The following is a 25,417-nucleotide window of genomic DNA, read 5'->3' as shown; positions in this document are numbered from 1 at the left end:
AACGTGTCCTCCTTAAACTTCGCGCGCGACGAGCGGTTGCAAGAGCTTCGACGGCAGCTTGAATTCGACTTTTTCTTCACGGCCCGCCATCGTCGACACCTCGACAGGCCCCAACGCGCGCAGCGCGTCAATGACGTTCTCAACCATTTCTTCAGGCGCCGATGCGCCGGCCGTGATGCCGACCGTTTGCACATTGGCGAACCACTCGGCCTTTACTTCCGAGCCGTCGGCGACGAGGTAGCTCGGCACACCCGTTTCGCTGCCGATCTCGCGCAGACGATTCGAGTTCGAACTGTTCGTCGCGCCAACGACGAGCAGAACGTCCACCTGATCAGACAGTTCGCGCACCGCTGCCTGGCGGTTCTGCGTCGCGTAGCAGATGTCGCGCGTGTCCGGACCGACGATGTCGGAGAACCGCGCGAGCAGCGCGTCGATGATGCCGCGCGTGTCGTCCACCGAAAGGGTGGTTTGCGTCACGTATGCGAGCGGTGCATCGAGCGGCAGATCGAGCTTCGAAACATCGGCTTCGCTCTGCACGAGCAGCACGGTGCCGGGAATCTGGCCGATCGTGCCCTCCACTTCAGGGTGACCGGCATGGCCGATCAGGATCAGCGTGCGGCCCGCCGCGACGTACTGGCGGCCCTGCACATGAACCTTCGTGACGAGCGGGCAGGTGGCGTCGAGCACGTCGAGGTCGCGTTCCTCGGCGGCGCGTTCCACGGTCTTGGCCACGCCGTGGGCGCTGAAAATCGCCACGGCGCCTTCAGGCACTTCGTCGAGTTCTTCCACGAAACGCGCTCCCTTGTTGCGCAGGTTTTCGACCACGTGACGGTTGTGGACGATTTCATGGCGCACGTAGACCGGCGCGCCGTGTTTCTGCAGTGCGCGATCGACGATTTCGATAGCGCGGACAACCCCCGCACAAAAGCCGCGGGGTTGGGCAAGGATCACTCGCATAAGGTGGCGAACTCCGACTGCCGCAAAGGCGAGCGAATCGGTAAAAATGACCTGATCGCCTGCGGCTGTCTAATTATTAAGGATGCAAAAATCCGCCAAAGGGGTGACGGAGTAAAAACCAGACGCGCATTTTAACCCCTTCGCCTTTCGTTTGCTGTGTGGAGCACGCGCAAGTGCGGCGTGCGCGCGACGGCGCAGCCCGGTTAGCGTCCAATTTTTCCCGAAAAGCCCGCTGCGTGGCGCTCCCACGGCCCGCGCAACGCGCGTCGCGCACGCTGGGCAGCACGGCGCCCGAAGCCGGCGTCCGGGCGTTGCGCGGTGCAACATACTCCGGGAACCCTTAAAATATGGCGTCTTGCGGGTCGCCTGGATGGCGCCCGGGGATACGACCCCATTCTGGACGCCTTGATGGAACCCGACCACTACGACGATTTTCCGGTAGCGCGCGTATTGCTGCCGAAGGCGCTGCGCGCGCCTGTCGGCGTGATCTACCACGTCGCGCGCACGCTCGACGACATCGCGGACGAAGGCGACTGGAGCCCGGAGCAACGCCACACGCGCCTCGCCGATTTTCGCGAAGGCCTGAATGCCGTGGCCGAAGGCCGGCCCGCGCGCGTGCACCCCATGCTGTTTGCGCAGCTCGCGGAGGTGGTGCGCGAGTGCCGCCTGCCGCTCGCGCCGTTTTACGACCTCGTCGCGGCGTTCGATCAGGATATCGACACGACGCGCTATGCCGACCGCTTCGAACTGCTGGACTTTTGCCGTCGTTCGGCGAACCCGGTCGGCCATCTGATGCTGCATCTGATCCACGCAGCAACGCCCGAGAATCTTGCCGATTCCGACGCGATCTGCACCGCCTTGCAGCTCGTCAGCTTCTTGCAGGACGTGAGCGCCGACTGGGCGCGCGGCCGCATTTACCTGCCGCTCGCGGATCTTCAGCGCTACGGCGTGACGGAGCCGCAGATCGCCGCTGGCGTCGTGGACGACGCCTGGCGCGGGCTGATGTCGAACGAAGTGGCGCGGGCGAAGGCGCTGATGGTAAGCGGCGCGCCGCTCGCACTGCGCGTGCCGGGGCGCTTCGGCCTCGAACTCTGCAGCGTCGTGCACGGCGGCCTGCGCATGCTCGAAGTCATCGAGCGTAACGACTACGATGTGTTCCGCGCGCGGCCTGCGCTGCGCGCACCCGACTGGGCCGTGGTGCTTCTGCGCACGGCGGCCATGTGGCTGTCGCGCCGCGTGGGCGTGCGCGCCCCTTCGATCGAGAGTAACAACGCATGACTACGACCATTCTGTTTGCCGTCTCCTGTCTCTCGCTGCTGATCTGGCTCGTGCTGCTGTTCGGGCGCGGCGGTTTCTGGCGCGCCCGCCCGGCCGAGCCGCTGCCGATCGTCGAGCCCGCGGCCGGGTGGCCTGCCGCGTGCGCCGTGGTGCCGGCGCGCAATGAGGCCGACGCGATCGGCGAGGCCGTCAGCTCGCTGCTCCAGCAGGACTACGGCGGCGAGTTTCACGTGATCGTGATCGACGACCACAGCACCGACGGCACTGCGGAAGCCGCGCGCGCCGCCGCGCTCGCGCTGCAGCGCCCGGAAAAGCTCAGCGTGATTACGGCCAAGCCGCTGCCGGCGGGCTGGTCGGGCAAGGTGTGGGCGCAGTCGCAGGGCATCGAGGCGGTGCGCACGCTCAAGCTGCCCGCCGACTACCTGCTCCTCACCGACGCCGACATCGGCCATCCGCCCGAAGCGCTCGCGCAGCTCGTGGTGCGCGCGCAGGCCGAAGGCCGCGACCTCGTCTCGCTGATGGTGCGGCTGCGCTGCGATTCCTTCTGGGAAAAGGCGCTGATACCGGCGTTCGTGTTCTTCTTCGCGAAGCTCTATCCGTTCTCGTGGGTCAACAACCCGAAGAACCGCACGGCGGCCGCGGCCGGTGGCTGTATGCTGGTGCGCCGCCAGGCGCTTGAAGAGGCGGGCGGCATCGAGTCGATCCGCGCCGAGCTGATCGACGACTGCAGCCTCGCCGCGCGCATCAAGCATCGCGGCGAAGGGCATCACCCGATCCGGCTCGACATTGCCGCGAAGAGCGTGTCGCTGCGCCCGTACGATTCGTGGAAAGACATCTGGAACATGATCGCGCGCACGGCCTTCACGCAGCTGCATTACTCGGCGTGGCAGCTGGCGGGCACGCTGCTCGGCATGACGGTCATCTATCTCGCGCCTCCCGTGGTCGCGCTCGTGCTCGGGCCGCAGGGCTGGCCCGCGTGGATCGCCTGGGCGCTGATGTGCTGCGCCTACGCGCCCATGCTCGCCTACTACCGGCGCTCGCCGCTGTGGGCGCCGTTCCTGCCGCTCGTCGCGCTGTTCTACGTGGGTGCGACGTTCGCGTCGGCATGGCGCTTCTGGCGCGGCAAGGGCGGTCAGTGGAAGGCGCGCGTGCAGGCGCCGGTGCAGGGGCGTTGAGGCGCTCGTAACCAGGCGCCGCCAATAAAAAAAGCCGTCGGTTTCGACGGCTTTTTTTATTTTGATGGTGTCCGCGCGCGCGTTAGCGCTGCGTGAGCAGCATGTACATCTGCACGACGATGTCGGGCGAGAACGTGAACGGCACCCAGCCGTGGCCCGTGTGCCGCAGCACCAGCAGGCGGTCGCCGCTCGATTGTTTCTGCACGGCCATCATCGGATTCTTCGTCGATGCGAAACGCCAGCCTTGCGGAATGCCGGGCGGCGGTTCGGGCTGCATCGAAGCGCGTGCGTTCGCCAGCTCCTCGATCATCTGGCCGACTTGCAGCGCGTTGAGCGTCACCGTCTGGCCGCCGATCGTCAGCGTGATCTCGTTTTGCGACGGGCGCGCCACGTGCAATTCGTGCTGCGCAGACGCAGCGTTGGCCGCCTCGGCAGCGGGTTCGATGGCTTCGGCAGTGTCGGTCACGGTTGCATTGACGGCTTCAACGGGTTCTGCGGCCGCGGCATCGGCACCCTCCGCGGCCGTATCGACGGCGACGGTGTGCGGCTGCTCAGCGACGGCTTGCTCCGCTTCGCTGCTTGCAATGGGAGTGTCCTGCTGGGGAACTGCGGCGGCGCGTTCATCGGCGCGCGGTGCGTGCGCGGCGGCGGCGGCCTGAAGGAGCTGATCGACGCCCGCTTCGAGCACGCCAATCTGGTCTTGAAGATTCATGCGAGCTTCTCAGGTAAGACCCGCGATTCTACCCGCAGCTTGCGCGCATTGCCCTTCAGGCGTTGTACGCATGTCGCAAGAAAAGTTGTAACAGTTTCCTCGGCTTCCCTCATTTGGCGTTCAGATAGCCGGCCTCGCGGAACCACGCGAGCGCGTCTTTCAGGCCCTCGCGATACGGCCGCGCGCGATAACCCAGTTCGCGTTCCGCCTTCGCCGACGTGAAATACATCTTGTTTTTCGACATCTTGAGCGCATCGACGGTCACGAACGGCTCGCGCTTCGTGAAGCGCGCCACGGCTTCCGCGCCCATCGCGAGCGGGTAGAGCGGCCAGCGCGGCAACGCGATCGTGGGCGGCTTGCGGCCCACCATGCCGGCGATGTTGGTGAGCATCTGCTGCAGCGGCAGATTCTCGCCACCGAGGATGTAGCGCTCGCCAATGCGTCCGCGTTCCAGCGCGAGGAAGTGGCCGTTTGCCACGTCGTCCACGTGCGCGAGGTTCAGGCCGGTGTCGACGAACGCGGGAATCTTGCCCGTCGCCGCTTCGACGATGATGCGGCCCGTGGGCGTGGGCTTCACGTCGCGCGGTCCGATCGGCGTGGACGGATTGACGATCACGGCGGGCAGGCCGTCGCGCTCGATCATCCGTTCCACGGCTCGCTCGGAAAGGACCTTGCTGCGCTTGTACACGCCAATGGCCTGCTCGGGGGTGAGCGGCGAGGTTTCGTCGGCGGAGTTGCCCGAACTCGTGACCTTGAGCGTGGCAACGCTGCTCGTGTAGACGATGCGCTCCACGCCCGCGTCGAGCGCCGCGCGCATGGTGGCCTCGGCGCCTTCGAGGTTGGCGCGCTCGATCTCGTGCGGATCGGGCGCCCACAGGCGGTAGTCGGCGGCCACGTGGAAGAGGTAGCGCACGCCGTCGAGCGCACGGCGCATGGAGGCGGCGTCGCGCATGTCGCCGGTGACGATTTCGGCGTCGAGCGCTTCGAGGTTCTTGCGCGGGCTCGTCGCGCGCACCAGCACGCGCACGGCATAGCCCTTTTCCTGCGCGATGCGGGCGACGGCCGAGCCGACGAAGCCGGACGCGCCGGTGATCAGCACGAGATCGCGGTTGGCTCGGGAGGTGTCGGTCATTGCTGGGTCGTTTCCATGTTCGGTGTCGGCGCGGCGGCGTGGCACGGATTGTACGTGCCGCGGGGCGGCGCGTGCGCGCGTTGGCGTCTACAATGCCGACCGTAAAGCCTGCATGGAGAAACGAACAATGAGCGAACCGGATCTGGATACGCGCCTCGAAACGTATTACGTGCGCGTGCGCGGGACGGTGCAGGGCGTGGGTTTTCGTCACGCGACGGTGCGCCAGGCGCACGCGTTGCGCATTCGCGGCTACGTCGCGAACATGGAGGATGGCTCAGTCGAAGCCGTGATCCAGGGCACGGCGAACCAGGTGGACCGCATGCTTTCGTGGCTGCGCCACGGGCCACCGGCCGCGCATGTCAGTTCGGTGGAAAGCGAGGAACGCCTGAGCGAAAAACGTTACGAACGCTTCGAGCAGCATTGAACATCGCCCGATAAAAAAGCGGTGCGCCAGGCATCTTGGCGCACCGCTTTTTCGTTTCGGACGCCGCTTACTTCACGGCCACCAGGCTCTCCGCGAATCCCCATTCCTTTTCGACCCACTGACGCGTGCATTCGAAGCCCGCATCGGCGCGACGTGCTCGAAGTCGTGCAGGTCGAAGTCGGCGTCCAGCTCGCGGTTGATGCGCGACAGCAGGTTCAGGTTGAACGCGGCCGTGGCGCCGATGGCGTCGTCGTAGGCGGCGATCAGCGTGTCCACGGGCTTGACGAGGTCGGTGCCGAGCAGCAGCGTGTCGCCGGGACGCAGCATCGCGCGGATGTCACGCAGGAAGCGCGTAGCCGCGAGGCGCGCGAAGTTGCCGATCGTGCTGCCGAGAAAGAGCACGAGCAGTTGCTCGCCCTCTTTGCGCTGGCGGCTCACTTCGGACAGTCCGGCGAGATAGTCGCGCTCGTAGCCGACGATCGAAATGCGCTCGATGTCGGCCAGCTCGCGCCGGCACAGCTGCAGCGCGGTGCGCGAAATCTCGATCGGGCAGTACGACGTCGGGCGCTTGCGGCAAAGCGCTTCGAGAATGCGGCGCGTCTTGCGGCCGCTGCCGCTGCCGAGTTCGGCGACTTTCACGTCGGAGGGCAGCGCCTCGACGATCTCGGACGCGTAGCGCGTGAGCAAGCGCTCTTCGCTGCGCGTGACGCCGTATTCGGGCAGCACGGTGATGACCTCGAAGAGGGCCGAGCCGACTTCGTCATACAGATACTTCGACGGCAGTTCCTTTTGCGGCGAGCGCATCAAACCGGCGCGCACTTCGGCGGCAAATGCGCTGGCGGCGGGGGAAAGGGCAAATGCGCTGGCGGGGTCGGCAACGGCGTGGCGGGGCGCAGAAGATGGCATGCGGGCTCCAGGGGGCGTTGGACGTTGGGGACGGCGTCGTGAATCGCAGCGGCGGGCGTTGGCGTGGCGCTCCGGGATAAGCCGGGCGCGGCTCCAGCGGCCCTGGTGAAATCTCGCTCGTCGAAGCGAATTCCAGCCACGAATTCCAGCCAGTTAAGGCGACGGCGGGCTGGCGTGGCGAGACTTACGTTCTAGTCCATCGTGGCCTGATCTGCCGGACAAAATTGCTCGGCCTGCACCAGATCGTCGAGCGCGCACGGCGTGTGCCCGCCTTGTCCGGCGTGGGTTTGCGCCGCCTGCCGCCGCCCAAACGCGACTAGAATGCGGTCTCGCCGACGCTTTCGCCGGCCCGCGCCTTATTCAATATCCAATTCAAATGACAACCTTTTTACCCGCGCGTGCGAAAACTACGCACCGCGCCGCTCGCGATCACTGCGTTTTCGCTTTCCGTCAGCGCGTGTCCCGATGAACCAGTACGAACCGAGGCGCGGCATTGCGCTTTCCGTGGGCGCTTCGGCGCTGTTCGCGCTGATGTCGGCCTATACACTCCTGCTCGCGCCGCTCGGCGGCCTCGATATTTTCGCGTGGCGCGTGATCTGGACCGCGCCCGGCGCGCTGGCCCTGCTGGTGCTGCGCAAGCGCGCGCCGCAGTTGCGCGCGCTCGTCGCGCGCATGGTGAAGGAGCCGCGCACCGCGCTCGCTCTGGTGGCGAGCGCCGCGCTGCTGGGCTCGCAGCTGTGGGTGTTTCTGTGGGCGCCGCTGCACGGGCGCATGCTGGAGGTGTCGCTCGGCTATTTCCTGCTGCCGCTCATCATGGTGCTGGTGGGGCGCTTTTACTATCACGAGCGCCTCGAACCGCTGCAATGGCTCGCCGTGGCGTGCGCCGCTGTGGGCGTGGCGCACGAGTTGTGGGCGACGCACGCGTTCTCGTGGCCCACGCTGCTCGTCGCGTTCGGCTATCCGCCGTATTTCGTGCTGCGCCGCAAGATTCACGCGGATTCGCTCGTCACCTTCGCCGTGGAAATGCTGCTGCTCGTGCCGGTGGCGCTGATCGAAGCGCGTGCGGGCGGCTCGCTCGCGCTGCTCGATGCGCACAAGTTCCTCGCCTTCGTGCTGCTGCCCGGACTCGGCGTGCTCAGCACCGTCGCGCTCGCCTCGTACCTGAAGGCGAGCCGGCTGCTGCCGATGGCGCTCTTCGGCATCCTCGGCTATGTCGAGCCGGTGCTGCTCGTGATCGTTTCGGTCACGCTGCTGGGAGAGCACCTCGGCATGCGCCAGCTCAGGACTTACGTGCCGATCTGGCTCGCCGTCGCGCTCACGGCAGTGCACGCGGCGCGGCTCATACGGTTCGAGCGCTGAGGACCGTTCAACGGCCGATTACTGCCGCGCTTCCCGGGCGCGCGGCGGATTGATGCGCGTCGGTCCCACCTTCGCCTCGATCGCCGCGCGCAGTTCCGGGCGCCAGCCGATGCCGAAGAGCGCTTCGGCGAGCACGAAGAGCGGGCCGATCATGAGGCCGATGAGATCGTCGACGAAGGCCGGCTTGCGATGCTCCCACGCGATATGCCCGACGAACTGGAGGATCCAGCCGACCACGAACAGCGCCACGCCGCCGCCCAGCCACGCGGCGGTGCCTTGCTGCGCGAGCCAGGCGCCGAAGGCCACGCACGCGACGCAGACGAGCGCCATCATGAGGCCGAGCGGCACGTCCAGCACCAGGTAGTAGAGCGTCGCGGCGCCGAACAGGAGCCACGCGGGCGAGACGGGAACCGGTGGCCCGAGCGCGATCACCGGGCGCGAAAGCAGCACCGCAAGCGCGAGCACGATGAGCGGAATGCCGATGAAATGGGTGCCGATGTTGCGCGCGTCGCGGTGATAGGCCGCGTACTGGGTGAGTTGCTCGGTCAGGTTTCTCATGGGTGTCTCTTTGTCTCCAAAATCATTATGATCGTCGGGCTGACGAGCGCAAACCTTCGGCTAGCCGACAATTGCGCCGCTTTGTGACTCGCCTGGCCCCGCTCACCCTGTCCCGATGACCTCACGTTCCATCCCGCCTGTCACCGCCAGTCCGCCGTCCGCCGCGCTCGAGCGCAGCGCGTGGTTTCGCGGCGCGCCCGAACCGTTGCGCGACGCGCTGCGCGCGGCGGGGCGCGTGCGCACGCTGCAGGCGGGCGAGCGCCTCTTCATGCGCGGCGACGCCGACGACGGTCTCTACTGCGTGCTGGAAGGCGCGGTGCGCGTGGGGGCGGCGAGCGTCGCGGGCCGCGAGGCGCTGCTCGCCGTGGTCGGGCCGGCGCACTGGTTCGGCGAGATCGCGCTCTTCGACGGCGGCGCGCGCACGCACGACGCCTACGCCGAGCGCGACTCCACGCTCTTTCACATGCCGCGCGCGGCGCTCGTGGCGCTGCTCGACGCAACGCCGGCATACTGGCACGCGCTTGGCCTGCTCCTCGCGCAAAAGCTGCGTCTCGCGTTCGACGCGATCGAGGAAACCGCGCTGCTGGGCGCTTCCGCGCGCGTGGCGCGCCGGTTGCTGCTGCTCTCGAACGAGTACGGCGAGGCGGCCGGTACGCAAGGCATGCCGTGCGCGCGCCGCGTGATCAACGTGCCGCAGGAGGATCTCGCGCTGATGCTCGCGCTCTCGCGGCAAACGGTGAACCAGATCCTGCGCCAGTTCGAGCGCGAGGGGTGGCTCGCGTTGCGCTACGGCGAAATCGAGATCGTCGATGTCGCGGGTCTGGCGTCAAACGCGCAATGACGCTCAGGCTTCGGCATCCATGCACGTCCATATCGATACATGTTGACGAATTACGTCAACATCGCGCAGCGCGCCTGGGCCGCGTTGCAGCCGGATCGCGTTTGCGCCGACAATGACGCCCGTTCGGCGCGCCCAGCCGCGTCGCCTTTCCCTTCCACGTCAGGCTCATATCGCTTCATGAACGACCGCGTCGTCGCCGCATTCGATTTTGATGGCACCATCACCACGTCCGACAGCTTTCGCGCGTTCATGCTCGACGCCGCCGGCCCCGCCCGCTTCACCGCCGCCGCGCTGCGCTGCCTGCCTTCGCTCATCGGCGTCCCGCTCGGCTGGTCGTCGCGCGGGCCGACCAAGGCGCGCTTCCTGTACGCCGCGCTGGGACGCGTGCGGCGCGAGGTGCTCGAAGCCGCCGCGCAGCGCTTCGTCGAGCGCCGTCTCCCCGCACTGCTGCGCCCCGACATGCTCGCGCGCGTGGCCGAACACCAGGCGCTCGGACATGAGGTCGTGCTGGTGAGCGCGTCGCCGTCGATCTATCTGCGCATGTGGGCAAAGACAGTCGGCATCGGCACTGTGCTCTCGAGCGAGCTCGAATGGCGCGATGGCGTGTACACGGGCCATCTGGCGGGCAACAACTGCTGGGGGCCGGAGAAGGTCGCGCGGCTGCGCGCGTGGTGGGGGGAGAACGCGCCCGCCACGCTCTACGCTTATGGCGACAGCCGCGGCGACAAGGAAATGACCGAGCTGGCGCAGTACGCATGGATACGCGGCGAGTCGGCGCTGCCGCCGCTCGCGATGGCGGGCGGCTTCGGCGCGGCGCGAATGGTTCGACGCGCTGCCGCGGCGCGAGATCGACGCTAACCTACGGCAACTAACTGCACCCAAGAGAGGAGACAGCCCCAATGAACGGACAATGGACTCAGGTGAAGTCGCACGACGGCGGCGAATTCCGCGCCTACACGGCGCTGCCGCCCGAGGGCAGCGGCCCCGGCCTCGTGTTGCTGCAGGAGATCTTCGGCGTGAACGGGTCATGCGCGCGCTCGCCGACCGCTACGCCGAGGAAGGCTACGTGGTGATGGTGCCGGACCTGTTCTGGCGTCTGGAGCCGAACGTCGATCTCGGCTACGAAGGCGCTGACGCGCAGAAGGCGTTCTCGCTCTATGAGCGCTTCGACGTCGATCTCGCGATGCAGGACGTGGCGCAAACGCTTGCCGCGCTGCGCGCGCATGCGCAGCACCGCGGCAAGGCCGGCGTGGTGGGTTTCTGCCTGGGCGGCAAGCTCGCGTACCTGAGCGCGACACGCACCGATGTCGATTGCGCGATCGGTTATTACGCCGTGGGCCTCGAAAACCATCTGGACGAAGCCTCGCGCATCACGTGTCCGCTCATGCTGCACTTCGGCGCCGACGACGCCCACTGCGACGCCGCCACGCGCGAGCGCATCACGCAGGCGCTGGCGGGCAAGCCTGGCGCCGAGCTGTATACGTATCCGGGTTGTGATCACGCGTTCGCTTCGTCTTCGCGCAAGACGTACGACAAGCCCGCCACGATGATGGCCTACTCGCGCACGCTCGCCATGCTGCGCCGAGTGCTCGGCCCGATCTACGACTTCAACGCGCTGTGGGAAGAGCACTGCTATCACGAATTCGTGGCGCGCAACCCGAGCGACGTGATGCCGACCATGGTCGCGCAGCCCTACGTCAACCACATTCCCACGATGACGGGCGGCGTGGGCCACGACGAGCTCAAGCGCTTCTACACGCACCACTTCGTGCATTCGAACCCGGAGGACACGCGCCTCATCCCGATCTCGCGCACGATCGGCTCGGACCGCGTGGTGGACGAGTTCATCTTCTGCTGCACGCACGACCGCGAGATCGACTGGCTGCTGCCGGGCCTCGCGCCCACGGGCAAATACTTCGAAGTGCCGATGCTCGCCGTGATCTGCTTTCGCGGCAACAAGCTCTATAACGAGCACATCTACTGGGACCAGGCTTCGGTGCTCGCGCAGATCGGCGCGATCGATCCCACCGGCCTGCCGATCGCGGGTGCGCAGAGCGCGAAGAAGCTGCTCGACGAAACTTTGCCCTCGAACACGCTCATGGCGCGCGCCTGGAGCGAGAGCGAAGGCAAGCCTTTCTAACGCGCACGTTTCGCGCGCGCCTGCTCAGTTGAACGGATTGTCGACGACGCCGGGCTTCTGGTCCGGCTCGTCGGCGACCTTCGCGGGCAGGTGCGGGTCGGCCTGCAGTTTCTTCACGACGTCGTCGAGCGCCGCCTTCAGCGCCAGCGCGGCGGCGAGCCCGCGCTTGTCGCGCGTGAGTTCCAGCGTGCCGGCGAGCGTCACGCGCGTCGTGCCGTTCGTGAGCGTGAGCGCGTCGCCTTGTACGTTAAGCACGTCGTTGTCATTTGCGTATGCGTCGAACACCGTTCCATCCTCCTTCTGCGTGACGGGGGCGCGCCTACCAGCCCCATTTGCTCACGGCAAAGCCGCGGCCATTGAATGAGACTTTTTCCTTTGCCGCGACATTCGCCGGAATGCCCGGGAACGCAATGCCGCTCTGCGCTTCGAGATCGCGTACCGAGCGCACGTCGTAGCGATCGACAGCCGTATTGTCCGCGACGATTGCGAACGCGAGCTGCTGCGAAGGCACGTACACGACCTTGAAGATCTGCGTCGGCACGAGCACGCGCGTTGCGCCGATCGTCTGGAGCTGTGCGCCCGTGAAGAGCGGGCCGGTCACGACATACGCTTCGCCATACTTCGACGCGAGCTTGCGCACGGCGGTTTCGATATGGGCCCAAAGGCGCTGGTTGTTGTCGCGATTCTGCGGAACCATGTTGGCGAGTGAAAACGATTCCGCCATGGCCTGTGCGTTCCAGCGGTTGCCCGCGGGGCTCATGTGGCCGCGGTCGAAGCCGCTGCGCTTGTAGTCGGCGAGCGTCGCGCCTTCGCCTTCGGGCAGGCGGTCGTCTTCGAAGAAGCGGTTCGTGCGCGTCATGTCCTTCGCGGCTTCGAGGTGATCGCGCGTGAGATGCTCGGCGGACCACAGCGGCCCGTGCGTGACGCCCGAATGCAGCACGACAAAATCCGAATAGCAGAGCATGCGCGTTTTCGGCGCCATGCGCTGATTCGTGAGCGTCGGGAACTGGCCGTCGGGCACGAATTGCGAACAGGCCGGTGCGGCGATTGCATGGCTCGCGGCGGCGAGCAGCAGGGAGGCAACAAGCGAGGCAAACAGCTTCTTCATCGAAAGGACAGGCTGGACTGGGGTGGGATCAAGCGGGCTGAAAGTATAGCGGGCACATGGCGGCGCGTGGAGGCGGGAGAAAAACGCGGCGCAAAAAAACGCGCGCCCGCTCAAGGGCGGGCGCAAGCGAGAGGTGACGCACAAACAGATGCAATGAGCGCGGCAGCGTTGCGTTGCTGCGCGAGGAGCGAGGCGGCAAATGATGCCGCCTGCATTCAATCGGTCAAATCATCAACAACGACTCAGCCTGCAAAAAGCGAATGCTCGGCGCGGACCATCTGGCGGTCCACGGCCTGGAGGCGCCATTGGCCTTCCATTGGCGAGTGCGAGGTTTCGCACGACCATGTCGCGTCGCCGTGTGCGGAACTGATTTCCTGGCGGCGGTTCACGTGCAGGCCGCGTAGCGTGCACAGCGGCTCGTTTTCGAGCGGTGCGCAGAGCGATGTGACACCATTCGTGTCGCGCAATTCACCCCATTCTGGCAGGTCGATCCCTTCGTGAGACTCGCGGGACCAGCGTTGCTGGTCGGTGTCGAGCCAGAGCACTGCATAGTCGTGATTGACGGTCGGATCGGAACCGTTGATCAGGATCGTAAGTCGCATGGCATCTCCGCAAAATTGATCGGGCGCGTCGGCAATTTCCAAGTCTAGGACGACTCCGCGCGCGCGCAAAGTGAAGAGTGCAGGACAGATGGTCGCACGCATGGCGCGTGCCTGGAGCGGCCCTGTTTGCGCTCGTTTCTGCCCGCGTAAACCCGGCTACGCTATCACCGGGATTGAAATTCACAATTGGGAACGCAAACGCCACAACCTAGATTGATAGTGCGGCGAACTCGCCCACGCATGCTGCATTGCACGAAGGCGAATGGCGTCGCGTCCCCACATTTCAGGTCGAACGATGGAGGCACAGATGGCACAGCTAAAGGGCTCGAAGACGGAACAGAACCTCAAGGATGCATTTGCCGGCGAATCACAGGCCAACCGCCGTTATCTGTATTTCGCGGCCAAGGCCGACGTAGAAGGACAAAACGATGTCGCGGCGCTGTTTCGCTCGACCGCTGAAGGCGAAACCGGCCACGCGCACGGCCACCTCGAATATCTGGAAGCGGTAGGCGACCCGGCAACCGGGCTGCCGTTCGGCACCTCGCGTCAGAATCTGCAGGCGGCCATTGCGGGCGAAACGCACGAATACACCGACATGTATCCCGGCATGGCCAAGGTCGCGCGCGACGAAGGCTTCGACGAAATCGCGAACTGGTTCGAGACGCTCGCCAAGGCGGAGCGCAGCCACGCCAACCGCTATACGAAGGCGCTGGACGTGCTGGCGGACTGAGGCGGGCCGGGCGTCGCTGCGTGCCTGACGGCACGCAGCCATGACGCGCGCGCTTTTTGTTTCGCGTGCCGGGCAAGCACCGGCGCGCGTTCGCGCGCGCCCACCTAGCCGCGTATTTGGCTGATAAATAAAAGCAGGAGACGTCATGCCCCACAAGGAAGGCAGTCTCGAAGCGCCGACCCGCCATCCGCTCGACTGGCGCTCCGACGCTTTTTACGACCAGGCGCAGCTCGATACGGAACTCGCGCGCGTGTTCGATATCTGTGCGGGCTGCCGGCGCTGCGTGTCGCTATGCGGCGCGTTCCCCACGCTGTTCGATCTCGTCGATGAAACCGATAGCGGCGAAGCGCACGACGTCGACAAGGCGTCGTTCGACAAGGTCGTCGACCAGTGCTATCTGTGCGATCTCTGCTACATGACGAAGTGCCCCTATGTGCCGCCGCATCCGTGGAATGTGGATTTTCCGCATCTGATGCTGCGCGCCAAGGCCGTTCACTATCGCAAGGGCGAAGTGAAGCTGCGCGACCGCGTGCTCTCGAATACCGACGCGCTCGGCCAGATCGCCGGTATTCCCGTCGTCACGCAAACAGTCAACGCCATCAATCACACGAAGGCGATGCGCGGCGCGATGGAAGACATGCTGGGCGTCGATCGCAAGGCGTGGCTGCCCGACTTCGCCACGCACAAGTTTCGTAACGCTGCAAAACGCGCGGCCTCGAGCGAGGTGCGCGACGGCGAACGCACGCCGGGCAAGGTCGCCATTTACGCGACCTGCTACGTGAACTTCAACGAGCCCGGCATCGGCCACGATCTGCTCGCGGTGCTCGACCACAACGAGATTCCCTACGAGCTGGTGAAGAGCGAATGGTGCTGCGGCATGCCGCTGCTGGAGCAGGGCAATCTGGAGGGCGTGGCGCACAAGCAGTCGCAGAACATGCCGATGCTCGCGCGTTACGCGCGCGAAGGTTATGCGCTGATCGGCGCGGTGCCGAGCTGCGTGCTCATGTACAAGCACGAACTGCCGCTGATGTTCCCCGACGACGCCAACACGAAAGCCGTGAGCGACGCGTTCTGGGACCCGTTCGAGTATCTCGTGGCGCGTCATCGCGACGGCCTGCTCAAGACCGATTTCCGTGCGCCGCTTGGCAACGTGTCGTATCACGTGCCGTGTCATGCGCGCGTGCAGAACATCGGCCGCAAGACGTTCGACCTGCTTTCGCTCGTGCCCGAAACGAAAGTGACCGTGGTCGAGCGCTGTTCGGGCCACGCGGGCACGTTCGGCGTGAAGAAGGAATTCCACGCCATGTCGATGAAGATCGGCACGCCCGTGTTCAAGCAAATGGGTCAGGCCGAGCCAGGCCAGGCCGGGCCGAACTTCATCTCGTCCGATTGCCAGCTCGCGGGGCATCACATTGCGCAGGGCATCCAAGAGAACCAGCTAGGCGAGCCGCCGCTCGCTCACCCCATTACCTTGCTGCGCCGCGCCTATGGCATTTAGGCCCCGACGCCAACCCGCAACATTCACGAGGCACGACTCATGACGATCGCGAGAAATTCGCTGTTGACGCTGGAAGCCTACGCCAGGGTGCGGGGCGATATGCGCAAACGCATCATCGAGCACAAGAAGCAGCGCGTGGTGTCGCTCGGCAATCACCTCACCTTCCTGTTCGAGGACGAGACCACGATCCGCTACCAGATCCAGGAGATGCTGCACATCGAAAAGATCTTCGACGAAGACGGCATTCAGGGCGAACTCGCGGCCTATCTGCCGCTCGTGCCCGACGGCGGCAACCTGAAGGCGACCATGCAGCTCGAGTACGAAAGTGAAGTCGAGCGGCGCGCGGCGCTGGCGCGGCTGATCGGCATCGAGGACAAGGTGTTCGTGCAGGTGGATGGCGAGTCGCCCGTCTACGCGATTGCCGATGAGGACCTCGAACGCGAGAACGCCGAAAAGACCTCGGCGGTGCATTTCGTTCGCTTCGAACTCACGCCGCAAATGAAAACGCGCCTGCGCGAAGGCGCCACGCTCACGATAGGCTGCGATCATCCGAATTACCGCGTGTCGACGCAGACCATCGACGGCGAGGTGCGCGCCTCGTTGCTCAAGGATCTCGCCTGAGTCGCTTCACATGCCTTGTCAAACGTCCTTGCGGTACATGACGAAGCCGGGCTTCACGGCCACGTCGTCGTAAAGCCGCATCGCCGTGTGATTCGTCTCGTGCGTGTGCCAGTACACGCGCGACGAATTCGACGCCTTCGCGTGCGCATACACGGCCTCGATCAGCGCGCGGCCCACGCCCTGGCCGCGCGCGTCTTCCACGGTGAAGAGATCCTGCAAATAGCAGATCGGCCCTTCCAGAATCGTGTTGCGGTGATAGATGAAGTGCACGAGGCCGAGCACGCGTTCGCCGCGCACGGCGATGAACGCGTGCATAGGCTCGTAGCCGTCGAAGAAGCGCGACCAGGTCGTGCGCGTGATGTGCTCCGGCAGCGCGGTGGCGTCGAAGCGGCCGTAAAAGCGGTTGTAGCCGTCCCAAAGCGGCAGCCATGCAGCGAAATCGTCGGGTGCGACGGCGCGAACTTGCAGCGTCGTGTCGGTCATGCGTTGTCTCCTTGTCGGCAGGCTTGCCCGGACTCCCAAGCGTAAGCGACTTGTGGCACCATTGTTAGTCCCACCGAAACCAAAAGCAATGGAGCCAGAGGTTTGGACTACGCGTTGATGATGACGGCCTATGCGAAGCGCGCCGTGCGCAAGCTCACGCAGCAGGACCTGCTGTACGAGAGCCTGCGCCGCGCGATTCTCGACGGCGACATTGGCCGCGGCACGCGCCTCGCGTCGAGCCGCGCGCTCGCGGAGCAGCTCGGGATCGCGCGCAATTCGGTGCTCTATGCGTATGAGCGGCTCGTGGAAGAGGGCTTCGTCAGCGCTACGCGCCATGGTTCGGTCGTCAACGCGGTCAGCGCCGGCGCAGCGGCAACGCCTGCCCACACGGCGCAGCGCGAAGATCCCTTGCCTGCGCTTGCGCGCCGCGTGCGCGAATTGCCGCCGCGCCGCGCGGGCCGCGACGGTTCGAAAGCGCTGCGCCCAGGCGTACCCGCACTGGACGCGTTCCCCTACGCGCAATGGCGCACGGCGGTCGAGCGCGCATTGCGCGAGTTGCGCGCGCACGATCTCGGCTATGGCGACAGCGCGGGCATGCCGGCGCTGCGTCAGGCGATTGCGCAATACGTGCGCGTGTCGCGCGGCGTGCGCTGCCAGCCCGGCCAGGTGTTCGTCACGGACGGTACACAGTCGAGTCTCGACCTGTGCGCGCGTCTCTTCGCGGATGAGGGCGAGCGCGCGTGGATCGAAAATCCAGGCTACCTCGGCGCGCGTGTGGCGTTCACGGCCGCCGGGCTGGAACTCGTGCCGATGAGCGTGGATGCGGCGGGCATGGCGGCGCGCCCCGAGGAATGGCGCGAGCGGCCGCCGCGACTCGTTTATCTCACGCCGTCGCACCAGTATCCGCTGGGCTGCGTGCTGAGCCTCGAGCGACGGCTCGCGCTGATCGAGCAGGCGCGTGCGTGCGGCGCGTGGATCGTCGAGGACGACTACGACAGCGAGCTGCGCCACGACGGACCGCCGCTGCCGTCGATCCAGGGCCTCGCCGACGACGCACCCGTGATCTATCTCGGCACCTTCAGCAAGACGCTGTTTCCCGCGCTGCGCATCGGCTTCATGATCGTGCCGCAGCGTGTGGCGGCGCCGTTCGCGCAGGCGCATCACACGCTCGTACGCCAGGGGCGCGTGGCGGAACAACTGGCGCTGGCGGAATTCATCGAAAGCGGGCGCTACGCGCGCCATTTGCGGCGCATGCGCAAGCTCTATGAAGAGCGCCGCGACGGCCTGGTCGCCGCAATCGACAAACACCTGGCCGGCATGATGACGGTGTCGGCAGACGCGGGCGGCATGCATTTGAGCGTACGCCTCGATGCGCCGCTCTCCGATGCCGATGTGAGCGAAGCCGCGCGCCCACACGGCCTGCATCTCTCGCCGTTGAGCGCGTATTGCGTCAATGCACCGGACGCCACGCGCTACAACGGCTTCCTGCTCGGCTATGCGGAAACGCCGCCGCAAGTTGCCGACACGCTCATGCAGACGCTCGCGCGCATCATGCGTGAACGTCTGCCGGCGGCTTCATCGCTTACTGATGGCCCGCAATCACATGCGGAAGATAGGGCGCTTCGAGCGTCTTGATCTCTTCGTCGGAGAGCTTGAGCGAGAGCGCGGCGACAGCGTCTTCGAGATGCTGCGGTTTCGACGCGCCGATGATCGGCGACGTGATGGCGGGCTTGCGCAGCAGCCACGCGAGCGCGACCTGCGCCCGCGAGACGTTGTGCGCCCGCGCGATGGTGGCAACCGCATCGATGATGGCTTTGTCCGCATCGGCGCCATAGAGCGTCTTGCCGAACTTGTCGGTGGCCTCGCGCTCGCTCGATTCGTTCCAGTCGCGCGTGAGGCGGCCGCGCGCGAGCGGGCTCCACGGCATCACGGCAATGCCCTGGTCGGCGCACAGCGGCAGCATTTCGCGCTCTTCCTCGCGATACAGCAGGTTCACGTGGTCCTGCATGCTGATGAACTCGGTCCAGCCGTTCAGGCGCGAGGTGTAGAGCGCCTTGCTGAACTGCCACGCATGCATGGACGAAGCGCCGATATAGCGCGCCTTGCCGGCCTTCACGACATCGTGCAGCGCTTCGAGCGTTTCTTCGATGGGCGTGTTGTAGTCCCAGCGATGGATCTGATAGAGATCGACGTAATCGGTGCCAAGGCGCTTGAGGCTATGGTCGATTTCCGTGAGGATGGCCTTGCGCGACAGACCCTGGCCGTTCGGGCCGGGCCGCATGCGGTTGTAGACCTTCGTGGCGAGCACGATGTCGTCGCGCTTGACGAAGTCGCGCAGCGCGCGTCCGACAATCTCCTCAGAGGTGCCGTCCGAATAGGTGTTCGCGGTGTCGAAGAAGTTGATGCCGGCGTCGAGCGCCTGGCGGATGAGCGGGCGGCTGGCGTCCTCGCCGAGGGTCCACGGGTGCGTGCCGCGCTCGGGCAAGCCGTAGGTCATGCAACCGAGACAAAGACGCGAAACCTGCAGCCCTGTCGAGCCGAACCTGACGTAATCCATTGCTGTTGCTCCTGGCGAAAAGGCGAATCAAGCAGAGGAAGTGCGTGCGCCGCGCGAGGGCGGCGGACTTTCGCAAGGGTATAACAGGCCCGGAGTTCGTGCAGGGCGTGCCGCGTCAGAACATCTCCATCACGCGGTGATAGAGCATGCCGATTTCCAGCGCGGGCCGCCGCCACGCGGGGCCGCCGGGGAAGCGCGCGTGCTGCAGCTGCGCGAACAGATCGAACGAGGCGCGCTCGCCGACGATGGCCTGCGCAACGAGACGCCCCGCCATGCCCGTGAGCGCGACACCGTGCCCCGAAAAGCCTTGCACATAGTAATAATTCGGGTCGATCGCGCCGAAGTCGGGCGCGCGGTTGCGCGTGACATCGACAAAGCCGCCCCATGCGTATTCCACGCGGGCACCGGCGAGCTGCGGGAAGGTATCGCTCATGCGCGTTTGCATGGCCGCTGAAAGGCGCTCGGGCGCGGCGCCTGTCGAATCGGCGCGGCCGCCGAACAGCATGCGGTTGTCCGCCGAGACGCGGAAGTAGTCGAGAAAGAAGTTGTTGTCGCACACGGCGGAACGTTGCGCGATCAACGAGTCGGCCAGCTCGCGGCCTTGCGGCTCCGTTGCGATGATGTACGAGGCGATGGGCGCGATGCGCGCGGCCACGCCGCCGGGCAGCACACCGCCCGGGGCGGCGTTGCAGCACGACACCACGAAGCGGCAGCGGACTTCGCCGTGTGTGGTCTTGACGACGGGCCGCGCGCCGCGTACGACTTCGAGCGCACGCGTATGCGCGAAGAGTTGCGCGCCTTCGCGGCGCGCGGCGGCGGCGAGGCCAAGACAGTACTTGAGCGGATGCAGATGCCCCGAGACCGGATCGTAGACGCCCGCGATATAACGCTGCGACGCCACGCGTGCGCGCGTGGCGTCGGTGTCGAGCCATTCGAGGCGATCGTAGCCCCAGCGCGTGCGTGCGGCGTCCATCCATGCGCGTAGATCGGGTACGCGCTTCGTTTTCGTTGCGACGGTCAGATAGCCCGGCGTGAAGTCGCAATCGATGCCATAACGCGCAATGCGCTCGCGCACGAGTTTCACGCCCTCGATGGAGAGCGCCCACGCCGCGCGTATGCCTTGCGTGCCGAGCTGCTTTTCGAGCACTTCGTCTTTCGCGAAGCCCACGAGCGTCTGCCCGCCGTTGCGGCCCGAGGCGCCCCAGCCGGGACGATGGGCGTCGAGCACCACGACCGAAAGGCCGCGTGCGCGGCACTCGAGCGCGACCGAGAGCCCGGCGAAGCCCGCGCCGATCACGCAGACGTCGGCGTCGAGCGTGCCTTCGAGCACGGGGTCGTCGTCGGCGGGGCGCGTGGCGGTGGCTTCGTAGTACGAGTGGCGGGCGAGGGCGTCCGCCTGGGCGTCGAGGTCGAGTGTCATCAAAGCAGGTCCTTCATTCGATACCACGCCATCGCGAGCACGAGGGCAGGGGTTCGCAGTGTAGCGCCGCCGGGGAATTCGCGGTGACGGATCTTGCCGAACAGGTCGAAGCGCGCGGCCTGGCCGTGGATCGCTTCGGCGATCAGCGTGCCCGCGAGCCCTGTGACGTTCACGCCGTGGCCCGAGAACCCCTGCGCGAAATACACCGTTGGCGAGAGGCGCCCGAAGTGCGGCGCGCGATTCATCGTGATGTCCACGTAGCCGCCCCACGCGTAATCCACCTTCACATCAGCGAGTTGAGGAAACGTTTTCAGCATGTCGCGGCGCATGGCTTCGCCCAGATTGGGTGGCGCGAAGGTGGAATAGCTCACCTTGCCGCCCCAGAGCAGGCGTGTGTCCGCCGCGGGACGGAAGTAGTCGAGCACGAAGCGGCTGTCGCATACGGCAGCTTGAGCGGGCATCAGCGCGTTCATCCGTTCGGCGCCGAGCTTTTCGGTGGCGATCACATAGGTGCCCACGGGCATGATCTTGCGCGAGAGCGCCGGGGCGAGATCGCCCAGATACGTATTGCATGCGAGCACGACGAATTTCGCGCGTACGTTGCCGCGCGCGGTTTCGACCACATGCGCGCCGCTTTCTTCACGCAGTCGCGTGACGGGACTGTTTTCGTACACGCGCACGCCCGCTTCGACCGCCGCGCGCGCCAGCCCGAGCGTGTAGTTCAGCGGATGCAGATGCCCGCTATCGGGATCATAGAGGCCGCCGGGATAGCGCGACGACGCCACGTAGCGCCCCACTCCGTCGCCGTCCACGTACTGGAAGCGGTCGTAGCCGAAACGCTGCGCCGCCTCGTCGCGCCAGCGCTTGAGCGCATCCACGTCGCGCGCCTTGTTTGCGGCGGTGAAATAGCCGGCCGTGAGCGCGCAGTCGATGTTGTGCTGCTTGACGCGCCGATTCACGATGTCGAGCGTCTCCAGGCCCATGTCCCAGATCTGCCGGACCTCAGCTTCGGACATGAACTGCGCGAACGTGTCGATATCGCAGGCAAAGCCGCCAATCAACTGCCCGCCGTTTCGCCCGCTTGCGGCCCACCCCACGCGCGAGGCTTCCACGAGCGCGACGCGATGGCCGCGTTCGGCGAGGTTGAGCGCGGCCGAAACCCCCGTGAGGCCCGCGCCGACCACGCAGACATCGGCATCGAGCGCACCTTCGAGCGTGGGGTGCGCGGTGGTGTCGTTGGCGGTGGCCGCGTACCAGGACGGGGCGTGAGGCTGATTGGCGAATTTGAGCATAGGGAAAGCGAATCAGGAAACGGCGGGCGACAGCACGAGGCCGGCGCCCGCCGCGACTTCATCAGAACGAGTAGATGAACTGCGCGCCCAGCAAGTCGTTGCTCTTGCCGTACGAGCCGTCGCTGTTCAGGAACACGCGCTGCGTGGCCCAGTCGTGACGATATTCCACCTTCACCTGGATCTGCTGCGTCGGGTAGAACAGCAGGTCGAGCGCGACGTCCTGGCGTGTTGCGCCTTTGCACTCGAAGCCGAAGCCGCCGCCGGCCTTCGAGTTCGCCAGGCAGTCGGCGCCAATGCCGAAGCCGTTGTACGGGTCCATGCCGTTCGAGTTGAGCACGATGCCACCGCCGCCGCCGCCGTTCTTGCCGTTCGCGAGCAGGTCGTAGCGCGCCGTCACGCCCATGCGGCCCACCACCGGCGCGTTGAACTTGCGGTGCGCGAGCAGCGAGAAGCCGTACCACTGCGCGTTGCCGCCGTTGAACGCCGCGCGCTGCTGCTGGCCGTAATCGACTTCGGCGCTGTACTGGATGTCCGCGAGCGTGTAGGTCGCGTCCATTTCGCCGAAGAAGAAGTAGCCGCCCGAGCTCGACGCCTGGCCGCCCACGCCGTACACGGCCTGGCCCGTCGTCGAATCGAATGCGCTCGGCAGCGTCTGGCGGCCGATGTTGAACGAGCCGCCGATGTCGAGTGCGCTGGACCACGTGTAGTCGGCACGCGCCGTGAACGTCGGGATCCTGTTGCTGGTGGTGATCGGGTCTCCGAGCGCGTTCTGGCCCGTCTGCACGACCGCGCCATTGGTGCGGTACTGCTCGTTGCCGATCATGAACTTGAACGCCCACTGGCTGCCGTCCGGCGTGTAATTCCAGCCAATGCCCACATAGCTGCCCGGATCCGAGAAGTCGTAGAGCAGGTTGTGCGTGAGCGTGAGCATCTGGTTCGACTGCTGCACCTCGTAGCCGCCGAAGCTCGGCATGAGACCGGCGACGAACGTGCCCGTGGAAGTCACCGGCACGGTCACGACGGCGGTGTTCAGGATATTGTTGCCAATCTCGCCGTGCTCGTTCTGCAGCAGCGTGATGCCGTTGCCGCGGTTGGGCATGAGCGTGATTTCGGCAGAAGGCGCCATCGGGCCCACGCCGAAGGTCTTCTTGATGTCGAGATAGACGTCGCCGAACGTGCTGTTGAAGTAGTTATACGCACCGGTGTGGTTCGCGAACAGAAACGACGAGGTGCCCGGCGCGCGGTTGTAGATGTACGTCGGGTCGATGTAGCCGGTGATCGAGAGGCCCGCGAGCGGACCGGTGTTGGCGGCGTCGGTGAGCGAATCGACCTTGAGTTGCTGGCTCGCGATCTGCTGCTTCATCGCATCGACCTGGTCGTTGGTCAGGTTTGCCTGCGCCTTGCCGTAATCGGGCGAGCTGATGTCCACGACCGGCGCGGCTGCGGTGGCCGGTAGGACCGGCGCTGCGGGTGCGGTCTTCGCCGTGGTCTTCGATTGCGCCAGTTCGGTCTTGAGCGATTTCACCTCTTTTTGCAGGGCATTCAACTGTGCCTGCAGGGCCTTGATCTGTTCGCTGGTCGAGTCCGCTAGCGCGAGCCCTGGCAGCGCCCCGGCCACCAGCAGACAGATTAACTTCTTCTTCATCGAGATTCTCCTTGTGGGTCGTTATTGCAATCAGTTCGAGTTCGAGTTCGGTGAGAGGCGGCGTACGCCGCCCCTCCCTGCCTGGCAATCCACATCAGGCGGCGCGGCGACCGATCGGCGCACCGACTGCGCCAGCGGGCGCGGCTGGCGTGATAGCTTCGGCGGCATCGGGCTGGACGAAGGCGAGTTGCATGTCGCGCATGCGCTTCTTCTCGCGTGCGCTCATCAGCTGGTTCACGGCGATCACGCCGATCGTCACCGCGCTGATGAAGAGCGTGGCGAGCGCGTTCATCTCCGGGTTCAGGCCGAGGCGCACGCGCGAGAACACGACGAGCGGCAGCGTGGTCGAGCCCGGTCCGGAAAGAAATGCGGACAGCACGAGGTCGTCGATCGAAAGCGTGAACGAGAGGAGCCAGCCCGAGAGCAGCGCCTGCGAGATGAGCGGCAGCGTGATGACGAAGAACACCTTGAGCGGCGTGGCGCCGAGATCGAGCGCAGCTTCCTCGAGTGATTTGTTCATCTCCTTCACACGCGACTGCACGATGATCGCGACATACGACACGCACAGCATCACGTGGCCGATCCAGATCGTCACGATGCCGCGACCCTTGGGCCAGCCGAGCATCTGTTCGAGCGCGACGAAGAGCAACAGCAGCGAGATGCCCTGAATGACTTCGGGAATCACGAGCGGCGCGTTGATCATGCCGGTGTAGAGCGTGAAGCCGCGAAACCGCCCCATGCGCGCGAGCACGAAGCCGGCCCACGTGCCGATCACAACCGAGGCGAATGCGGTCATGAGGCCGATCTTCAGCGAGAGCCATGCGGCGCTCAGCAACTCTTCGTCCTGCAACAGCGCCGCATACCACTTGAGCGAGAAGCCGGACCACACCGTGACCAGCTTCGATTCGTTGAACGAGTAGACGACGAGACTGATGATCGGGATATAGAGGAACAGGAACCCGAGCGTGAGAACGCCGGTGGAGAGCGTACGGTTGGGTTTGATCATTTGCCTTCCTCCAGTTCCTTGACTTGGTAGTACTGAAAGATCGCCATCGGCACGAGCAGCAGCAGCACCATCGCCACCGTGACGGCGGAGGCCATTGGCCAGTCCATGTTGTTGAAGAACTCGTCCCACATCACGCGGCCGATCATGAGCGTGTCGGCGCCGCCGAGCAGTTCGGGAATCACGTACTCGCCCACCGCGGGAATGAACACGAGCAGGCTGCCCGCGATGATTCCGTTCTTCGAAAGCGGCAAGGTGATCTGCGTGAACGCCACCCAGGGCTTGGCGCCCAGGTCGTAGGCGGCTTCGAGCAGCGTGAGGTCCATCTTCACGAGGTGAGCGTAGAGCGGCATCACCATGAAGGGCAGGTACGAATAGACCATGCCGATATAGACGCCCGCGTCGCTGTGATAGAGCCGCAGCGGCGAATCGATCAGGCCGATGCCAATGAGCGCGTGATTGAGCAGGCCGTCGTCCTTCAGAATGCCGATCCACGCGTACACGCGGATCAGGAACGACGTCCAGAACGGCAGCATCACGCCCATCATGAGCAGGTTGCGCGTGGCTGGGTTGGAGCGCGCGATGTAATAGGCGATCGGGTATCCGATCAGCAGGCAAAAGATGGTGGAGACCGCCGCCATCTTCAGCGAGCTGATATAGGTGGCGATATAGAGGCTGTCCTGCAGCAGGAACGCGTAGTGCCCGAGTTGCAGCGCGAAGTGCACCATGCCGTCCTTCATCTCGACCAGGTTCGAGTAGGGCGGAATGCCCATGACCTGGTCGGCGAAGCTGATCTTCAGCACGAGCACGAAGGGCAGCGCGAAGAACAGCGTGAGCCAGATGAACGGCACGCCGATCACGGCGGTGCGGCCCGACGGCACGAATCGCGAGAAGAAGCGCGCGAGCGCGCCGCGGCGGGCGTCTGCGGCTGCGCGGCCGGATCGAGGCGTGGTGGGAAGAGTGGTACTCATGATTG

At 65.6% G+C, this 25,417-nt stretch carries 24 protein-coding genes and 2 pseudogenes; 11 read left to right on the top strand and 15 right to left on the bottom strand.

Annotated elements, in window-relative coordinates; all coding sequences use genetic code 11:
* Positions 1-12: 12 nt before the first annotated feature.
* Complete coding sequence (ispH, locus tag M3A49_RS05315; RefSeq protein ID WP_028202780.1) at positions 13-957, bottom strand: 4-hydroxy-3-methylbut-2-enyl diphosphate reductase; 945 nt, start codon at positions 955-957, stop codon at positions 13-15.
* Between the two features lie 408 nt (positions 958-1,365).
* On the opposite strand from ispH, the gene hpnC reads away from it, so the two are divergent.
* On the top strand, positions 1,366-2,235 hold the full coding sequence (gene hpnC / locus M3A49_RS05310) for a squalene synthase HpnC (RefSeq protein ID WP_266227734.1): 870 nt from the start codon (positions 1,366-1,368) through the stop codon (positions 2,233-2,235).
* Positions 2,232-3,410 carry a glycosyltransferase gene (locus M3A49_RS05305; protein WP_266227733.1) on the top strand — a complete coding sequence of 393 codons (1,179 nt, stop codon included), beginning with the start codon at positions 2,232-2,234 and terminating at the stop codon, positions 3,408-3,410. The genes hpnC and M3A49_RS05305 overlap by 4 nt, the downstream gene beginning before the upstream one ends.
* Before the next feature lie 82 nt (positions 3,411-3,492).
* Here the strand turns inward: M3A49_RS05305 and M3A49_RS05300 are convergent, their stop codons facing one another.
* Together M3A49_RS05300 and hpnA are read right to left on the bottom strand one after the other, a co-directional pair.
* Positions 3,493-4,122: a hypothetical protein gene (locus M3A49_RS05300; RefSeq protein WP_266227732.1), complete on the bottom strand. Its 630-nt coding sequence runs from the start codon at positions 4,120-4,122 to the stop codon at positions 3,493-3,495.
* Positions 4,123-4,231: 109 nt separating this feature from the next.
* On the bottom strand, positions 4,232-5,254 hold the full coding sequence (gene hpnA / locus M3A49_RS05295) for a hopanoid-associated sugar epimerase (RefSeq protein ID WP_266227731.1): 1,023 nt from the start codon (positions 5,252-5,254) through the stop codon (positions 4,232-4,234).
* A gap of 127 nt (positions 5,255-5,381) precedes the next feature.
* On the opposite strand from hpnA, the gene M3A49_RS05290 reads away from it, so the two are divergent.
* Positions 5,382-5,678 carry an acylphosphatase gene (locus tag M3A49_RS05290; protein WP_254353576.1) on the top strand — a complete coding sequence of 99 codons (297 nt, stop codon included), beginning with the start codon at positions 5,382-5,384 and terminating at the stop codon, positions 5,676-5,678.
* Positions 5,679-5,745: 67 nt separating this feature from the next.
* Here the strand turns inward: M3A49_RS05290 and M3A49_RS05285 are convergent.
* Positions 5,746-6,584 (bottom strand): annotated as a pseudogene (locus M3A49_RS05285) (L-histidine N(alpha)-methyltransferase).
* A gap of 465 nt (positions 6,585-7,049) precedes the next feature.
* On the opposite strand from M3A49_RS05285, the gene rarD reads away from it, so the two are divergent.
* A complete protein-coding gene (gene rarD / locus M3A49_RS05280; protein ID WP_266227730.1) occupies positions 7,050-7,943 on the top strand; it encodes an EamA family transporter RarD in 894 nt (297 codons plus the stop codon).
* 18 nt (positions 7,944-7,961) lie between these two features.
* Here rarD and M3A49_RS05275 read toward each other — a convergent pair whose 3' ends face one another.
* Positions 7,962-8,501, bottom strand: a complete 540-nt coding sequence (locus M3A49_RS05275; protein WP_266227729.1) for a DUF962 domain-containing protein — start codon at positions 8,499-8,501, stop codon at positions 7,962-7,964.
* Between the two features lie 115 nt (positions 8,502-8,616).
* Between M3A49_RS05275 and M3A49_RS05270 the strand changes: the two genes are divergently transcribed.
* The 3 genes and pseudogenes from M3A49_RS05270 to M3A49_RS05260 all read left to right on the top strand — a co-directional run bounded on the left by M3A49_RS05270 (position 8,617) and on the right by M3A49_RS05260 (position 11,482).
* Positions 8,617-9,342, top strand: coding sequence for a Crp/Fnr family transcriptional regulator (locus M3A49_RS05270; protein WP_266227728.1), 726 nt, complete (start codon positions 8,617-8,619; stop codon positions 9,340-9,342).
* 177 nt (positions 9,343-9,519) lie between these two features.
* Positions 9,520-10,200, top strand: coding sequence for an HAD family hydrolase (locus tag M3A49_RS05265; protein WP_266227727.1), 681 nt, complete (start codon positions 9,520-9,522; stop codon positions 10,198-10,200).
* Between the two features lie 41 nt (positions 10,201-10,241).
* Positions 10,242-11,482: pseudogene (locus tag M3A49_RS05260) on the top strand (dienelactone hydrolase family protein).
* A gap of 24 nt (positions 11,483-11,506) precedes the next feature.
* Here the strand turns inward: M3A49_RS05260 and M3A49_RS05255 are convergent.
* From M3A49_RS05255 to M3A49_RS05245, 3 genes are all read right to left on the bottom strand, one after another.
* Positions 11,507-11,767 (bottom strand): hypothetical protein, encoded by a 261-nt coding sequence (locus M3A49_RS05255; RefSeq protein ID WP_028202769.1) that lies wholly within the window; start codon positions 11,765-11,767, stop codon positions 11,507-11,509.
* Between the two features lie 34 nt (positions 11,768-11,801).
* Positions 11,802-12,590, bottom strand: a complete 789-nt coding sequence (locus M3A49_RS05250) for a DNA/RNA non-specific endonuclease (protein WP_266227726.1) — start codon at positions 12,588-12,590, stop codon at positions 11,802-11,804.
* A gap of 242 nt (positions 12,591-12,832) precedes the next feature.
* Positions 12,833-13,192: a DUF3564 domain-containing protein gene (locus M3A49_RS05245; RefSeq protein WP_028202768.1), complete on the bottom strand. Its 360-nt coding sequence runs from the start codon at positions 13,190-13,192 to the stop codon at positions 12,833-12,835.
* A gap of 307 nt (positions 13,193-13,499) precedes the next feature.
* Between M3A49_RS05245 and M3A49_RS05240 the strand changes: the two genes are divergently transcribed.
* From M3A49_RS05240 to M3A49_RS05230, 3 genes are all read left to right on the top strand, one after another.
* Complete coding sequence (locus M3A49_RS05240) at positions 13,500-13,922, top strand: rubrerythrin family protein (protein WP_028202767.1); 423 nt, start codon at positions 13,500-13,502, stop codon at positions 13,920-13,922.
* Between the two features lie 145 nt (positions 13,923-14,067).
* Entirely contained in the window at positions 14,068-15,420 is a 1,353-nt protein-coding gene (locus M3A49_RS05235) for a heterodisulfide reductase-related iron-sulfur binding cluster (protein ID WP_266227725.1), read from the top strand.
* Positions 15,421-15,459: 39 nt separating this feature from the next.
* A complete protein-coding gene (locus M3A49_RS05230) occupies positions 15,460-16,041 on the top strand; it encodes a DUF3501 family protein (protein ID WP_266227724.1) in 582 nt (193 codons plus the stop codon).
* An 18-nt stretch (positions 16,042-16,059) separates the two neighbouring features.
* On the opposite strand, the gene M3A49_RS05225 is transcribed toward M3A49_RS05230, so the two are convergent.
* On the bottom strand, positions 16,060-16,524 hold the full coding sequence (locus M3A49_RS05225) for a GNAT family N-acetyltransferase (RefSeq protein WP_266227723.1): 465 nt from the start codon (positions 16,522-16,524) through the stop codon (positions 16,060-16,062).
* Positions 16,525-16,626: 102 nt separating this feature from the next.
* Between M3A49_RS05225 and M3A49_RS05220 the strand changes: the two genes are divergently transcribed.
* On the top strand, positions 16,627-18,159 hold the full coding sequence (locus tag M3A49_RS05220) for a PLP-dependent aminotransferase family protein (protein WP_266227722.1): 1,533 nt from the start codon (positions 16,627-16,629) through the stop codon (positions 18,157-18,159).
* On the opposite strand, the gene M3A49_RS05215 is transcribed toward M3A49_RS05220, so the two are convergent.
* The 6 genes from M3A49_RS05215 to M3A49_RS05190 form a co-directional block, all read right to left on the bottom strand.
* Entirely contained in the window at positions 18,107-19,081 is a 975-nt protein-coding gene (locus M3A49_RS05215) for an aldo/keto reductase (protein WP_266227721.1), read from the bottom strand. The genes M3A49_RS05220 and M3A49_RS05215 overlap by 53 nt on opposite strands.
* Before the next feature lie 115 nt (positions 19,082-19,196).
* Positions 19,197-20,501, bottom strand: coding sequence for an NAD(P)/FAD-dependent oxidoreductase (locus tag M3A49_RS05210; protein WP_266227720.1), 1,305 nt, complete (start codon positions 20,499-20,501; stop codon positions 19,197-19,199).
* The gene (locus tag M3A49_RS05205) at positions 20,501-21,793 is read right to left on the bottom strand and encodes an NAD(P)/FAD-dependent oxidoreductase (protein ID WP_266227719.1); all 1,293 of its coding nucleotides are present in this window, start codon (positions 21,791-21,793) and stop codon (positions 20,501-20,503) included. Before M3A49_RS05205 ends, M3A49_RS05210 begins: the two co-directional genes overlap by 1 nt.
* 61 nt (positions 21,794-21,854) lie before the next feature.
* Positions 21,855-23,438 carry a DUF3138 family protein gene (locus tag M3A49_RS05200; RefSeq protein WP_266227718.1) on the bottom strand — a complete coding sequence of 528 codons (1,584 nt, stop codon included), beginning with the start codon at positions 23,436-23,438 and terminating at the stop codon, positions 21,855-21,857.
* Between the two features lie 94 nt (positions 23,439-23,532).
* Positions 23,533-24,444 carry an ABC transporter permease subunit gene (locus M3A49_RS05195; protein WP_266227717.1) on the bottom strand — a complete coding sequence of 304 codons (912 nt, stop codon included), beginning with the start codon at positions 24,442-24,444 and terminating at the stop codon, positions 23,533-23,535.
* Complete coding sequence (locus M3A49_RS05190) at positions 24,441-25,412, bottom strand: ABC transporter permease subunit (protein WP_266227716.1); 972 nt, start codon at positions 25,410-25,412, stop codon at positions 24,441-24,443. The genes M3A49_RS05195 and M3A49_RS05190 overlap by 4 nt, the downstream gene beginning before the upstream one ends.
* Positions 25,413-25,417 lie beyond the last annotated feature (5 nt).

The sequence above is a fragment of the Paraburkholderia sp. CNPSo 3076 genome, assembly GCF_026343935.1.
In the GTDB taxonomy this organism is placed as follows: domain Bacteria; phylum Pseudomonadota; class Gammaproteobacteria; order Burkholderiales; family Burkholderiaceae; genus Paraburkholderia; species Paraburkholderia nodosa.
Note: the sequence above shows the minus strand (reverse complement) of the source record. Positions and strands in the feature narration are given on the sequence as shown.